The 14,365-nt window shown below is 72.6% G+C and carries 10 protein-coding genes; 4 read left to right on the top strand and 6 right to left on the bottom strand.

From position 1 onward, the window contains the following. Positions 1–288 precede the first annotated feature (288 nt). Entirely contained in the window at positions 289–927 is a 639-nt protein-coding gene (locus WA762_RS14770; RefSeq protein WP_335936113.1) for an HD domain-containing protein, read from the top strand. A gap of 451 nt (positions 928–1,378) precedes the next feature. Next, on the top strand, positions 1,379–2,554 hold the full coding sequence (locus WA762_RS14765; RefSeq protein ID WP_335936112.1) for a cytochrome P450: 1,176 nt from the start codon (positions 1,379–1,381) through the stop codon (positions 2,552–2,554). A gap of 168 nt (positions 2,555–2,722) precedes the next feature. Here WA762_RS14765 and WA762_RS14760 read toward each other — a convergent pair whose 3' ends face one another. Beyond that, the gene (locus tag WA762_RS14760; RefSeq protein ID WP_335936111.1) at positions 2,723–3,895 is read right to left on the bottom strand and encodes a serine hydrolase domain-containing protein; all 1,173 of its coding nucleotides are present in this window, start codon (positions 3,893–3,895) and stop codon (positions 2,723–2,725) included. A 405-nt stretch (positions 3,896–4,300) separates the two neighbouring features. On the opposite strand from WA762_RS14760, the gene WA762_RS14755 reads away from it, so the two are divergent. Further along, entirely contained in the window at positions 4,301–4,705 is a 405-nt protein-coding gene (locus tag WA762_RS14755) for a hypothetical protein (RefSeq protein WP_335936110.1), read from the top strand. Between the two features lie 193 nt (positions 4,706–4,898). On the opposite strand, the gene WA762_RS14750 is transcribed toward WA762_RS14755, so the two are convergent. Beyond that, positions 4,899–6,131 (bottom strand): nucleotidyl transferase AbiEii/AbiGii toxin family protein, encoded by a 1,233-nt coding sequence (locus WA762_RS14750; protein ID WP_335936109.1) that lies wholly within the window; start codon positions 6,129–6,131, stop codon positions 4,899–4,901. Positions 6,132–6,160: 29 nt separating this feature from the next. Next, positions 6,161–6,991: a hypothetical protein gene (locus WA762_RS14745; RefSeq protein ID WP_335936108.1), complete on the bottom strand. Its 831-nt coding sequence runs from the start codon at positions 6,989–6,991 to the stop codon at positions 6,161–6,163. Positions 6,992–7,454: 463 nt separating this feature from the next. On the opposite strand from WA762_RS14745, the gene WA762_RS14740 reads away from it, so the two are divergent. Beyond that, positions 7,455–7,871, top strand: a complete 417-nt coding sequence (locus WA762_RS14740) for a hypothetical protein (protein WP_335936107.1) — start codon at positions 7,455–7,457, stop codon at positions 7,869–7,871. Positions 7,872–8,194: 323 nt separating this feature from the next. Here the strand turns inward: WA762_RS14740 and WA762_RS14735 are convergent, their stop codons facing one another. The 3 genes from WA762_RS14735 to WA762_RS14725 all read right to left on the bottom strand — a co-directional run bounded on the left by WA762_RS14735 (position 8,195) and on the right by WA762_RS14725 (position 14,355). After that, positions 8,195–9,196 (bottom strand): helix-turn-helix domain-containing protein, encoded by a 1,002-nt coding sequence (locus WA762_RS14735; protein WP_335936106.1) that lies wholly within the window; start codon positions 9,194–9,196, stop codon positions 8,195–8,197. A gap of 217 nt (positions 9,197–9,413) precedes the next feature. Continuing rightward, positions 9,414–13,184 (bottom strand): S8 family serine peptidase, encoded by a 3,771-nt coding sequence (locus WA762_RS14730; protein ID WP_335936105.1) that lies wholly within the window; start codon positions 13,182–13,184, stop codon positions 9,414–9,416. Positions 13,185–13,449: 265 nt separating this feature from the next. Continuing rightward, entirely contained in the window at positions 13,450–14,355 is a 906-nt protein-coding gene (locus WA762_RS14725) for a dienelactone hydrolase family protein (protein ID WP_335936104.1), read from the bottom strand. Positions 14,356–14,365: the final 10 nt, after the last annotated feature.

The raw sequence follows: 14,365 nt of genomic DNA, 5'->3' as shown, positions 1-14,365 counted from the left end.
CCGTTCCCGCGTCCCGCGGAGCCCGTCGCGGGAACGGCCCACCGGCGGCCGGCCGCCACCGCCGCCGTCGCCCCCGCCCCGGACGCCCCGGCCCCACCACTGCGCCCGAGCCGAGGCCCGCGCCGACACACCGACGGCCGCCCGACTCGTCCGCATGGCCCATCGCGGCCCGGGACCACGCGACGGACCAGTTCCCGCTCCGGGTATTTCCGCGCCGGGGACGGCATTGTCTCCAAGGGGACGACCCGGCGGCCCCGGACCGACCCGATGAGAAAGGCAGGCAACACCATGAGCGAATCGATCGCGGATGTGCCGATCCCGGACAGCGGCCTGGCCCGCGAGGCCACCGAACTGGTCCGTGACGCGGCCCCGCCACTGCTGTTCGACCACTCCCGGCGGGTCTTCCTCTGGGGATCGCTGCGAGGCCGCGAACAGGGACTGCGCTACGACCCGGAGCTCCTCTACGTGGGGGCGATGTTCCACGACCTGGGCCTGACCGAGCGCTACCGCCGCACCGACCAGCGATTCGAGATCGACGGCGCCGACGAGGCCCGGCGGTTCCTGCACGCCCACGGCATCACCGGCGAGGAGGCCGACCGGGTCTGGACGGCCATCGCCCTGCACACCACGCCGGAGATCCCGCTCCACATGGCCCCCGAGATCGCCCTGGTAACCAGGGGAGTGGAGCTCGATGTACTGGGCATCGGCTACCGTGCGGTCTCCGACGAGCAGCGCGCGGCCGTGGTCGCCGCCCACCCCCGCCCCGACTTCAAGAAGCGGATCCTGGCCGCGTTCACCGACGGCGTCAAGGACCGCCCCGCCACGACATTCGGCAACGTCAAGGCGGACGTCCTCGCCCACTACGTGCCCGGATTCGTGCGCGGAGACTTCGTCGACGTCATCCTGAACTCCGACTGGCCGGAGTGACCCGGTCGGACCCACTGCGGCCGGCCCCGCCCGCCGAGGCTCCGTTCCCTTCCGGCCCGTGCCGCCCGGAGCGCCACCGGCGGCACGGGCCGGCCCCGCACCCGGGAGCGCAACCGCTGTTCACCCGGCAGGGTGGCCCGTGACCGCCCCGGTCGTCCGGACGCCCCGCCACGTGCGGGTGAATTCCCCCCGGATTCACAGGAACCTGAACGGGACGGCCACCGGAATGGCCGAGGATCTCCCACAGGCTTCCGCACGGGTCCGGCGGAAGACCCGCCGGCCGCGCGCCCGCGACGGAGGCGCGCCGCGCGAGCGGACCACATCGCACGGACCCGGAACGGGTGCCGGGGCACCCGCACACCTGGACGCCCGAGCGCACCCGCCCGGCTCACAGGTCCCCACGACCAGCCGATGCCGCAGCCCGCCGCCCCGGAGCGCGGGCGGGAGGACCATGCCCACCACCGACGAACTCGTCCCCCTGCACCGCCTGACGTTCGCCCCGCCCGGGCCGCCCCGGCACACCACCCTGCCGGACGGCAGCACCGCCTGGGTGTTCACCCGCTACGCCGACGTGCACCGGATCATCAACGACAACAGCTTCCGGCGCGTCCTGCTCCGGGCGCCGGACGACGGCGCCGCCGCCCTGGTGGACACCCCCGACTCCATGGGCAAGCTGGACGACGCCGAGCATCTCCGGCTGCGGCGCACCGTCCAGCGCGCGTTCGGCCCCCGCGCGGTCGCGCGCATGACGCCCTGGGTGGCCGACGTGGTCGACGAACTGGTCCAGTCGCTCGCCGACCACGGCCCGCCGGTGGACCTGGTCGCCTCCTACACCCGCCCGCTGCCCATCGCGGTCATGAGCAGACTGACCGGGGTGCGCGACGTCAGCGACGAACGCCTGCTCCGCTGGACCGAGCACGCCTTCGCCACCGGGGCCAAGGACGCGACGGAAGTGGCCGAGGTCACCAGGGAGTTCACCGAGTTCACCGTCGGCCTGCTGGCCGACAGACGGCGCGCCCCCGGCACGGACCTGATCAGCACACTCGCCCGGGCGGCCGACCGGGAGGGCGGCATCCCCGAACCACAGCTCGTCAACCTGGTCAGCACCCTGGTGGTGGGCGGCTACGACACCGCCATGACCATGCTCGGCAACAGTCTCCTCTACCTGCTCCACGACCGCCCCGAGGCCTGGGCCCGCCTCGGCGCGTCCGACGAGAAGGCCGCCGAGATGCTGACCGAACGCATGCTGCACCTCATCCCGCTGGGAGACCCCGCGGCCCACTCCCACCCGTTCCGCGCCACGGAGGACATCGGCGTCGGAGGCGTCACCGTCCACGCCGGAGAGGTCGTCACCGTCGACCGCGGCGCGGCCGGGCGAGACCCCGCGGCGTTCTCGGACGACCCCTTCGACGAACTGTTCGCGCCGCTGGAGAGCCCGACCCTGGCCTTCGGCGGCGGACGGCACTACTGCCTGGGCACCTGGCTCGCCCGCGCCGAACTGCGCCTGGGCCTGCACAGACTCGCCGCCCGCCTCCCGGGGCTGCGCCTCACCGCCCCCGTCGACACCGTCGCCTGGCGGCAGGGCACCATCACGCGGAGCCCGTTGCGGCTGCCGGCCACCTGGTGACCGCGGCACTGCTCCCCGCTCATCCGCGGCGGGGGAGCGGGGCCGCCCCGGTACCCGCCGCCCCGTCCCCCTCCGCACGGCCGCCCGCGCCGCCGGCGCCCCCACGTCCGGCCCCGGCCCGCGTTCCCACCGCGCCGCACCGGCCGGGGACCGACGGGCCGGAGCCGCTCACGACTCCTTCCGTTCCCCCTGGCCGAGCAGGGCCCCGACGATGCGCAGGGCGACGGGGTTCCCCGATGTGCCCTTGGCGTCCGTGGAGTTGACCGAATAGACGAGCGTGCGGCTCAGGTCCTCGGTGGCGGCGATCTCTGTGCTGTAGCCGTATCGAGCGCCCGACTTGAACCAGTAGACCGTGTTCCCGTACTCCAACCGCTGGAGCCCCGCGCTGTAGGTGGCGTCGTCGATCCCGGGCGGAAGCGTGAACATCTCCCGCAGCTGGGGCTCCGGCACGATCCGCCCCCGGAACAACGCCGTGACGAGCCGTTCCAGGTCCGCGGTCGTGGAGATCATGTCGCCCGCCGCCCAGCGGTCGGCCTGGTTCCACTCCGTCACGTCCACCAGCCGACGGGTGCCGTGGGGTCCCGGCACCGACTCGTAGCCGTGGTTGTGCGGGCCCCGGATGCGCGGATCCGTTCCCGGGAAGTACGTGTCGCGCATACCGGCCGGACGGAGCACCAGACGCTCGGCCGCGGCGGCGTACGACTGCCCCGTCACCCTCTCGATCAGCATGCCGAGGATCGTGTAGTTGATGTTCAGATACTCCTGCCGCTCACCCGGGTCCGACGCGGGCCCCTGCGCCACCGCCGACGCCACCACCTGTTCCGGCGTCAAGGTGTCGAAGCGGTGCGCGTACTGGTCCTCGAAGTCGTCGCCCCAGCCCATGCCCGGCTTGATGCCGCTGGTGTGGTTCAGCAGCCGGCGTACCGGGACGGGCTCGAACGCCGGGGTCAGCAGCCCGGGGAGATAGCGCTGGACAGGCGCGCCCAGATCGACCCTGCCCTGTGCCGCCAGTCGCAGCACGACCGCCGCCGTCACCACCTTCGTCGTCGAGCCCGCCCGGAAGAGGGCATGCGGGTCGGCCGCCCGGCCGCTCACCAGGTCGTGCACCCCCGCACTGCCCCGCCAACCGCCGTCCGTGCCCCCGACCCGCACCAGCGCGGCCGTCGCGTCGGCATCGGGCAGACCGGCGATGGCCGCGCGCAGCGCATCGGCGTCGGGGCCGCTCACCGCCCGGGTGGCCGTCCGGGCGGCCGTGGCGGAGGCGGGAGCCGTCAGCGGTCCGGCCGTGAGGGCCAGAACGACGGCGGCGGTGAGAACGGTGCGGGGCGTACGCGGGCGCATGCGGGCTCCTCGTCGGCATCGGTGCGCGATCGTCGACCATCGTCCGGCCCGCGGCCGTCGCCGGGACCGTCCGCGAGGAGGGCATCCGCCCCCGACCCGACCCGGAGGCGACCGTCGCCCGACCCCGACAGGCCGTCGGGGTCGGTCCCCTGGGTGGGGGCCGTCCGGCGCCGGCCGACGCCTGCGGTGGGCCCACGGCCGGACCGCTCGGGACCAGGCCCGCGCGGCGATCTGGGTGGGACGAGACTCCCGAACGGACCCCCGGGGCCCCGAAGCCGAGCGCCATGGCGTCCGACCGGGTGGTTCGAAGGCATCGCCGAACCGGCGACGCCGGAAGCCCTCCGGCCCTGTGGGAAGAATTCCTCTCGCACCACCCGGAGTCCCGTCGCGCAGGAGAGGCATCGTATGAAAATCATCGTCCGGACCGGGCTCGCCGCAGCGGTGGCGGCGGGAGCCGTCGCGGCGGCTGTCGCCCCCGCCTCCGCCGCCATCGGCGCCGAGAACGCCCGCGCGGCGATCCGCGCCCACGCGGTCGCGGCGAACCCGAAGGCGATCAAGCCGGCCGCGTACAACCAGGCGCGGAGCATCCTGGCCAAGGCCGGGAGCCAGACGGCGGCCAAGTCGCACGTCGTTCACGGGAAGGACGACGTACCGGTCGGTTACGGAACCGGCCTGCTGGCCGCGGCGCGCGACGAGTTCCGGCAGACCGACCGGAACCTTCCGTCGAAGCAGAAGAAGTCGGACATGTCGATCCCGCACTACGACGCGATCCACAGCGCGGCGAAGACCATGGGCATCGACAGTTGGTGACGCCGCGGGAGCGCCGCTCCCTGACGTGAACCGCCGAACGGACGAGGAGCATGAGGCGGAGGCGGCGCCGCCGGACCACGACACCCACGGTCCGGCGGCGCCGCGAACCGCGCCGGCGCTCCCGGGCCCCTGGGGGCGCCGCACTCCAATGGCTCCCGCACGGCCGCACTCGGCCCGCGCTCGCCGCCGCTCCTCAGTTCTTCCGCACGTGGTCGAAGGACAGGTCGACCGGGGTCGCCCGGTGGAAGGCGTGGACCAGGACGCTGACCCTCTTCGAGCGGGGGCTGACCTCGGTGACAGTCGCCTGGAGGGTGGCGAACGGACCGCCGCTGATGGTCACCGAGTCGCCTGCCTCGATACCGGCCGTTGTGGGGGCCGCCCCCGCGAACATCGAAGTGAGCGCCCCGGACAATCGGGACAACCAGTCCTCCGCGCTGCCCTGTATCCAGGGGTACTCGGCTTGGAACCGGCCCCACGCCACGGGCCATTGGCGCACCCGGTCCGGGCGGAACCCCTTCCCGTCGATGTGCCCGTGACCGCCGGACAGGACGTTTTCGAGAAGGCTTGCGGACAGCCTGGTACGGCGGTCCTCGGCCAGAAGGACGGCGTCGTAGAGGTCCTTGCCCTGGGCGCCGCCGTCCTCCTCGGACTCGACTTGCAGCCAGAGGATCTTCCAGGCGAGCGACAGGGCCCGGCTCGCCGTCCGGACCACTGCGGGCGGCTCGTCGCAGCCGACCGGCAAGGCGGTGAACTCCGGCGGGTCGAAGGACATGTCGTCGGTGGCGAAGTCCACGCGTATCCGGCCCGCCGGCAACCCGGGGGCCCGCCAGGGCACTTCCAGCCGCAACCCGGGCCCGTGGTAGAACCAGCCTCCGCCGCTCGACTCCGCGTAGGCCTGATCGGCGTCGAGAATCACGCCGCCCGGGGCCTTGGGCCGCTGCCTGATCTGTTCGAGCAGGTCCATGTACAGCGATTCGGCTTCCTCGTCCGTCGAAGCGGCCTCCAGCAGCCGGTCCAGGTCCGCGGACGCGTGCCTCACAACCCAGGTTCCATGAATGCCGTGCGCGTCGTCCGCGGGCTCCAGCGCGTCCACCACTGCGGGCCGGCTGCGGATCAGGTCGATGAGGTTTCCGTACTGCCAGCCCTCGTTGAGCATGTCTCGATCAACCACCCAGTCGAGATCGGCCGGCTCCCGGGCCCGCTCGCCGACCCATGCCTGGAGCGGCAGACTGCCCCGCAACACCAGACCGTCGCTCCACCAGGATCCGGCGATCAGGGCGAGCACGTGATCGATCGCCGCCCGGCGGGCGGTCCGCCAGCGCGCGGCCTGTGACGGGTCCGCGAACTCCGGCTCCCCGGCGCGCGACCGACGGTCGAACTCATCCCGCAGGGGCTCCCGGTCCTCGAACGCACTCTTCGGCGCCAAAGGAGCCGGGCGATTCCGATCGCCGTTCGTCATGCGGCTCCGCTCCCGTCCGCGACTATCCAGCCCGTGTCCATGGCGAGGTTGTCATCGTGCACCACGAACTCCTCCTCGACCTCCACAGCCGCGAACCCCGCGTCGGCGAGCGACGCCAGCAGCGCGTCCAGCCGCGCGCGAGCAGCAGGACGGCCGACCATTCGACACCGCTGTGTGACAAAGCGCTCGTGGCGGCTCCCGGCGAGGGGACGGCGGGCATTGCGGGAGACATGCGCCGCGTGCGGCCTGCACAGGGTCCGCACCACTTCCACCTGATCGGAATCGGCCAACACCAGCTTCACGTGGTGCTCGAAGTAGCAGTGCGGTGGGAGCCGTGCGGCCTCCCGGGGCGTCTGCGGCACGTCCTCGTTCCACGGCGCGGCCTCGATCTTCACGCGCACGACCTCGAAGCCCTCACCACGCAGCCGTCTCACGTATCCGCCGGCGGCGGTCCGTTGCAGGGCGAGAGTGCCACGGCCGGAGGCGGTGAGCATCGGCTGGTCCGGCGTCTTCCCTCGATCCAGGACGATTCGGGAGTACTTCACCCCGTTGCGCTCCGCCCAGCGAAGCAACGGCCCTTCTTCCCCGAGGCGCGGACGCAGCGTCAGATGCGTCTCGAAGTCCCCGGTGAAGTGCCTCTCCTCGGCCCCGTCGTCGAGTCCGGCGGCGGAACAGGGAATGAACGGGGAGCCGGTGGCCCCGTACCCGGCCGCCCTCCTCCGCGCCCCGGGCTCCCACGACACGATCGGGAGCCCTGCATCCGGCGACCGCTCGTCCGCGGTCGTGGGTCGAGTCCGCGGGCCACCGTTCCACAGGTCATCAGGCATAGCCGGCACAGTAGAACGACCCACTGACAATGCTCCCTCGGCCTCCTCGCCACCGGGCGGGACCGACGGGCCCTCACCCCGACCGCGGATCAGGACGCGGACACAGCACCACGAAGACATGGCGTCACAACTCAAGGCGCCACCCGGGTCCGCGCCCGCGCACCGAACGGCTCCTTCCGCGTCCGTTCACGCCGGCCGACCGTGCGCGGGACGGATACGAGGTCCTGGAGCACGGCCGGGCGGCAGTGCTCGAACGAAATGGCGGGCGCTCGAACGGAAGTGCCGAGGTTCTTGCGGACGGCAGCCGTCTCCACCGGCCCCGCTCGGCTGTTACAAGACAGCGACAAAACCCCGGTGAACGCCTGCCCCCGTCGTGCCGTCGTTTCTAGTGACCGCGCCAATCGGCATGTAGGTGCCCTTGGGCGCGAAACGCTGTTCTCACCATGGAAGGGGCAGAACTGTGATGGTCTCGAAGCGGCGCTCCCTGCGCACAGCCGTCGTCGGTGTCCTCGGCGCGGCCTCCCTCGCCCTCACGGGCACCGCGATGGCGGCCGGGCCGGCCGCGCACACCGCAACCCCGGTGGTCGCGCCGCAGGCCGTGCCCGCCAAGGCCGGCATCACGGCCGAGCCGTCGACGTCCTCCGTCCGCGCCTGGGAACTGTTCCGGGTCACGGGCCGGACCACCGGTCTCAAGACGGGCAGCAAGGTGACCCTTCAGCAGAAGCAGCACGGCAAGTGGGTCAGCCTGCCCGCGTCCACGAACACCTTGCGGGACGGCTCCTACTCGCTCGGCGTCAAGCTCGGGCTGAAGGGCAGGAACGACCTGCGCATCGTCAGCGGCACCACGGCCTCGCCGGTCTTCAACGTGACGGTTCGCTGACACGCGCCGCCACCGCGGCGGAGCTGGGCCGTCGGCACCGGGGTGGTCCCACCCGCCCCGGTGCCCTCGCCGGACGGTGTCCTCTTCGCCGATGCCTGTTCATCGCGGTGGCGCCGCCCGTCCGCGCGGTCGCCCGGCGGTCTTCTGCGCTGTCCGTCCTCCCCTCGGCCGTCGGTCCGGCCTCTGGGGTCGGCGGCCGCCTCGATCAGGAGGTCAGGGTGACCCACTGGCCGGCGCCGCCCGTCGCGACGGCCGTACGCCCGTCCTTCCGGACGGTGGCGGCAGGGGTCGGCCCGGCCGCCGGGGAAGGCCCCGAGTCGTCGCTACATCCAGTTCCGCCGGGCGGCCTGCCAGGCCAGCTGCATCCGCGTAGTGGCTCCCGCGAGGGCCATCATCGACTGGACGCGCCGCTGCACGGTCCGCCTGCTGAGCCGCATCTGACTGGCTATGGCCTTGTCCGTGACGCCGGCGACGAGGAGCGACAGCAACTGGCGGTCCGTCGCGGACAGTTCGTGGTTGCTGGGCGTACCGTCGGTGCCGCTGACCGTTCCGGACTCGCTCACATGGAGCGGCACCGCGTCCTCCCAGTAGCGTTCGAACAGGGCGACCAGCGCCTCCAGCAGACTGCTGCCGCGGACCAGGGCGGTGGTGGGCTCCTCGGCGCTGCCGCTCGGCCCGCCGGGGACCAGGGGGCAGATCGCGATGGCCCGGTCGGCGACCGCCAGCCGCAGCGGGAGGTGCGGGACCGCGCGGGCCGTCTCTCCCGCCCGCATGCCCCGCACCACGTTGCCGACGGCACCCGAGTCGTCGAAGAACGCCCGCTCGTACAGGACGCGGTAGCGCACCCCGCGCGCCAGGGCGTCGTACTCGGCCTCGTTGCTCCCCGAGGGCATGGCCACGTACTGGGCCTTGCAGAACCACAACATCTCGTGACGCGTGTCGTCCTGTATCCGGCGCAGGTGCTGGCGCAACGCCTTGGCGCCGGTGATCACTTCGATGAGCTGGTCGGGGTCCCGCCGGCGCCGGGTGCGCCGGTAGGTCTCCAGCAGATCGCTGACCGCCACACGGGCGTGGTCCAGGGCGTCGGACCGCTTCTGGAGATGCGGCAGCAGGGCGACGTCCGGGGGAGTGGCCGCGAAACTGCGGGGCGCCCGGTCCGTCGCGCTGACCAGTCCCTTCGCCGTGAGCGCCGCCAGGACCCGCTCGACCTCCGCCGCCGTCAGACCGGTCTGCTCCGCGATGTGGTCCGCGGAGGCGGTGAGCAGGGTGACGAGCAGCCGGTACACGGTTTCCTCGGCCTGGGTGAGCCCCACTGCTTCCAGCATCGTGATCCTCTCCGCCCCCTGCCGAACGTGCGGCGAGCGACGGAACGGCCTGGTGGAAGCGCCCGGTGACAGGGACTTGCCGGGGGCAACCGCTTGCGGACAACCGCACTATACGCCCCGGACATGTCCGGACCGGAAGGAAAAGGCGGCGGGCGCGGAGGAGTTGGCCACCTCCGCGCCCGCCGCGCCTTCGGCTCCCGGGGCCCGCGCCCGGTCCTTACCCGCCGATCGCGTACGCGCGCTCCACGGTCTGCCGGACCTTGTTCCCGGCCCCGTCGGTTGCCGTGACCCGCAGCGTCACGAACGTGTCGCCGTGGGTCCGGCCCGGCCGTCCGACGGCGGCGGTGAAGCGGTTTCGGCCGTGGTTCCGGACCTCGACCTCCTTCGTCCACGTCCTGCCGTCGTCGTAGGAGACCGCGACCTGGACGGAGACGCCGCGCGGCGCGGGCAGACCGTCCTGGTTGCGGACGGCCAGACCGACCGTGTGACCGCGCCGCGCCGTCACGGCGTTGTGTTCGTCGACCGGCACGTCGTAGTCGATCTGGAGCAGCGGCAGCACCGTCCTCCCGGCGGCGGTGTCCGAACGGAAGGACCAGGAGGTCTGCGTCCGCGTGCCGAATCTCCACTGGGGGGAGACACGGGAGGCCGACAGGTCCAGCCGGTAGTCGGCCTTCCCGGGCGCCACCTCGAAGTCCTCCCAGGCGTCCGTGGCGTCGGCGATCTTCTTGCCGTCACGGAACAGGGCGACGGAGACGGTGTCGCCCTCGGCCCCCTCGTCGGCCGAGCCGAAACCACCGGTCAGGGCCTGCGACCAGTGACCCGCACCGGAGTCGTTGAACTCGGGGACCCGGAGGGCCAGAACGTCGCGGGAGCGCACGGACGGCGTCGTGGTCCCGCGCGGGACGGACGGCCGCACCACGGCCCCGAACCACTTCTCGGCAGGCTGCCTGCCGGGTCGGTAGGTCCGCAGGAAGTCGCGCATTCCGACCGTCAGCGGCGTGTCGACGTAGAAGACGAGTCCGTCGTTCACCACGTGCAGCCACTGGGTGTCGCCGGCGCTGACATACTCGGTGCGCCGCGCACCGGTGGGCACGTACCGGCTGTACTGGTTCCAGAAGAAGTTCTGGTAGGGGCGGCTGCCGAAGCGCTGCTCACTCGCCCAGGGAACGCCGCCGCTCTCGGCGTACGTGGACTCGACGACGGCACTGTCGCGGTCCGAGACGGTGTGCACGACGCGTTCGGGGACGCGGTCCGCGGACACCTGCATCACGTCGTACAGGTACGGGCTTTTGGCGGTGCCGGAGAACGCCACCGCTGTCCCGCGGCGCGCGACGCGTTCCAGCAGGGCGCCGCCCTCGGCCGCGCTCACCCCCATGGTGGGCAGGGGGAGGCGTTCGCCGTCCGGGGTCCAACGGCTCCAGGGATAGCCGCCCGGGGGATGGACGAGCATGAGGCCGCCGGCGCCGGCGGCGGCCGCCGCCCGGGCGAGTTCCGTCGCGTCGGTGCCGTCGCTCCTGACGACCGCGAGCCTGCCGCGCACGCGGCGCAGATCAGGGGCGGAGTGGGTTCCCGCGTCCACGGCGGTCAGCCGGGCGCCCTTCGGGCTGAACAGCGAGGAGTCGTGCGTGTAGTACGGGCTGAGCGAGAGCGGCGATCCGGGGACCTCCGCCTCCAGCAGCGGAGCGACGAGCTGCCAGCGGGAGGCGAACTCGAAACGTCCCTCGGTGACCTTCGCCGTGGGGCTGACGTAGAGCCGCTTGGCCACGTCGAAGTACATCGTGCCCTGGGTCAGGCTGTGACCGTCCAGCTGACGGTACGTCTGATAGCTGATGATGCCGCGCTGTTCGGCGGGCCGGGGGGTACGGATCTCCACCTGGGTGGTCTTGCGCGCGTCCAGAGTGACGGACATGTCCCTGGTGACCTTCACCTCGGGCAGGACGACCTCGCGCAGCTCCTGGCCGTCCGCGGCGTCGTCGAGCGAGGAGTGGCTGAGCTGGTAGGTGCCCTCCTCGACCTCGGCGACGGCCGGACCGGTGCTGAGATAGCTCTCGAACCCGTCGGCGCCCCAGATCGTCGGCAGGTCGTCGACGGGTTTGCCCTCGCGGTCGATGACGTTCACGGTGATCCGGTGCTTGGGGCCGTGGACCGAAAGGCCCACCGTGGTGTGGACGTTCGTCCTGCCGTCGGCGGTGGAGGCGGTCACGTATCCGTAGTAGTCGCCCCGTTCGAGGAGCGAGGGATCGACCCGCAGGGACACCTCGGCCGTGGCGGAGGGGGCGAGGCGCACCGAGTCGGCGCCGAGCCGTACCGCGCCCTTCGCGATCTCGCGCCCGCCGGTGGTGGCGAGCCGGAGCGTCAGTCCGAGGGTGAGCTCGGAGCCGGAGGTGTTGGTGTACCGGACGGTGGTGTTCCCGGCCCGCTCGGCGGTGCCGCCCGTCACGAAGGAGCCGAGCGTCACGGCGCCGGTCGCGGTGACCGGCCCGAGGGCCGCGGCCGCCAGGTCGACGCGGCCGCCGCCCTGCTCGGTGACCTGCGCGCCGGGCGTCAGGTGGGCCGTGCTCACCAGAGCGTCCTTGAGGCGCACGGCGTCCCAGTCCGGATGCTGCTGGGCGAGCAGCGCCGCGGCCCCGGCGACATGGGGGGTGGCCATGGACGTCCCGGAGGACGCGATGTGGTCGGCGTCCACCGGGTCGCCCATGGTGGTCCCCGCGGCGCGGGCGGCCACGATGCCGACGCCGGGCGCGGTGACGTCGGGCTTGGCCACCCTGTCGGTCAGCCGCGGCCCGCGACTGGAGAAGGGGGCCGGCGAGTCGTCGCGGTCGACGGCGCCCACGGTGAGCGCCGCGTCGGCTGCTCCGGGCGAGCCGATGGTCTGGCTTCCCTGCTCGCCGTTGTTTCCGGCGGCCACCACGAACAGGGCGCCGCTGCTCTTCGTCAGCCCGTTCACCGCGAGGCTCATCGGGTCGGTGCCGTCGCTGGGCGCGTCCGAGCCCAAGCTCATGTTGACGACCCGGGCGCCGCCGGCCACCGCCCATTCCATGCCGTCGATCACGGCGGACTCGCTGCCGTAGCCGTCGTCCCCGAGGACCTTGCCGATCATCAGCTCCGACCGGGGCGCCACGCCCTTGCGCCTTCCGCCGGAGGCCGCTCCGGTGCCCCCGACCGTGGACGCGACATGGGTGCCGTGCCCGAAGGCGTCATTGGTCCCGGCGCTCCCGGAGAAGTCCTTCGCGGCCGCGGCCCGACCGGCCAGATCCGGGTGGTCGAGGTCCGCGCCGGTGTCCAGGACGGCCACCTTGACCCCCTGGCCCTGGTAGCCGGCGTCCCACGCGGCGGGCGCGTTGATCTGCGCCGTGCTCCGGTCGAGCGTCGGGCTCACCCGCCCGTCCAGCCATACGGTGGCGGCGGTGGCGTCGAGGGCGGAGGGCGACTTGCCGGAGCCGTGGGCGAGTCGCTTCCAGAATCGGCCGAGATCCTTGTCGCCGATGTGCAGCGAACGGGCGTCGATGCTGTCCAACCGGCGCGTGGGGGCCGAGCCGTCGTTCAGCGCGGCCAGGGAGTCGAGGGCGGAGACCGGTTCGCCGTGCGGCCGGGAGACGATCAGCGGGAGGGCGTCGGTGCGCGCCTCGTCGTAGCCCTGCGCGAGGAGCCCGGTGACGTCGAAGAGCCGCCGGTCGAGCTTTCCCGTGAAGAGCGGGGTGATGGCGTCGGACGGCAGGACGGACAGGGCGCCGTCCTCCTCCGTGGTCCGGAAGACGATGTTCTCGCGGCCGGGGCCCGGCTGAACGGAGGCGACCTGCTTGCCGCCCGGACCGGCGCTGACGGTCACCCGGTCACCCGTGATCAGCCGCACCGTGGCTCCCGGTTCGGCCGAGGCCGAGCGGACGGGGCCGCCCGGCGCAGCGGACTCGGCGGAGACCGGCGCCACGGCGCCCGCGGTCAGCAGCAAGGCGGTCGGTGCTGCCGCCAAGAGGCGGGCACGTCTCATTTTTCCAACCCTTCCTTCGACACGACTGGATACGCGCTGTCCGAAAGGATCCGACAGAGCCGGAAGGGCTGTCACGGCGTCCCGGTGTCGCCGTTGCGACATGTCTCAACAGCGACACCGCGCCACCGCATCTTCGGGCCACCGCACCCCTTCTGCGGCCCGCGCGGAGGAGGCGATGCGCCGTACCGGCCGGCCGAGCCCCGGCGGACCTTCGCCCGCCGGTGCCGACTCCGGCCGGGAGAGCCGGGGACGGACCGCGCGGGGATCATTCCCGCCGTGTCCCGAGCCGTTCGCCCAGGAACGCGATGATCTCGTTCCGGGCCTGCACGGTGGGATGACCGTCCTGGTCGACGAGGTGCGCCGTGACGACGCTGTGGGCGCACCCGACGACGTCACGGAAGAAGGGCGGTGGGTTCGTGTTCGCCGTCCCGGCGTTGAGCACGCGGCCGTCGAACGCGTCCCCGAGCAGTGCCCGGTAGGCCGCGAACCGTTGGCCAGTGCACCACCTGTCGTCGTCGAAGCGGTAGGCGAGAACCTTCAACCCGTCTCGCGCCACGCGTTCGGCCACGGCGGCGGCGTCCTCGTCGCTGATCTCCAGAGCGCCGGCGTCGTCGAGCGGAAGCGACGGATGGTTCACCACCGGGGCGATGACAGCGGGTTCGAGCGCCATGGTCAGGGCGAAGTTGCCGGTGAAACACAGACCGACGGCGCCGACGCCCGGCCCGCCGCGCTCGGCGTGCGCCAGCCGAGCGAGGCCGCGCAACCAGGCGACGACGGGGCTGGTGCCGCCACCGGCGAACGCTCGGAACTCGGCGCTGACACAGGCGCGTCGAACGACGGTCTCCTGCGCCTCGGCGAGCGGGTACGCACCGTCGACGCCGAAAAGAGAGGGCAGGTACACGGAGAAGCCGGCATCGCGGACCCAACGCGAGAACCGGGCGACGTCGGGACTGATACCCGGCATCTCGGGCATGAGGACGACAGCCGGCCCTGCCCCGGCGACATACACCGTCTTGTCGACGCCACTGACGCTGACGGTCCGTCGTGAGAAGTCGTCCAGCGGGTCGTTCTGCCCGCGCATGATGGTCATGACCGAGATGATGACGAGTGGCCGCCCTTCGGAGAAGCGGCGACATCGCCATGCAACCCGGTAATATCGCCATCCGGTCAAGGCGCTGGAG

The organism is Streptomyces tyrfis (assembly GCF_037034285.1).
Lineage (GTDB): Bacteria > Actinomycetota > Actinomycetes > Streptomycetales > Streptomycetaceae > Streptomyces.
The sequence above is the reverse complement of the archived record's forward strand: the minus strand, read 5'-3'. Positions and strand labels throughout refer to the sequence as shown.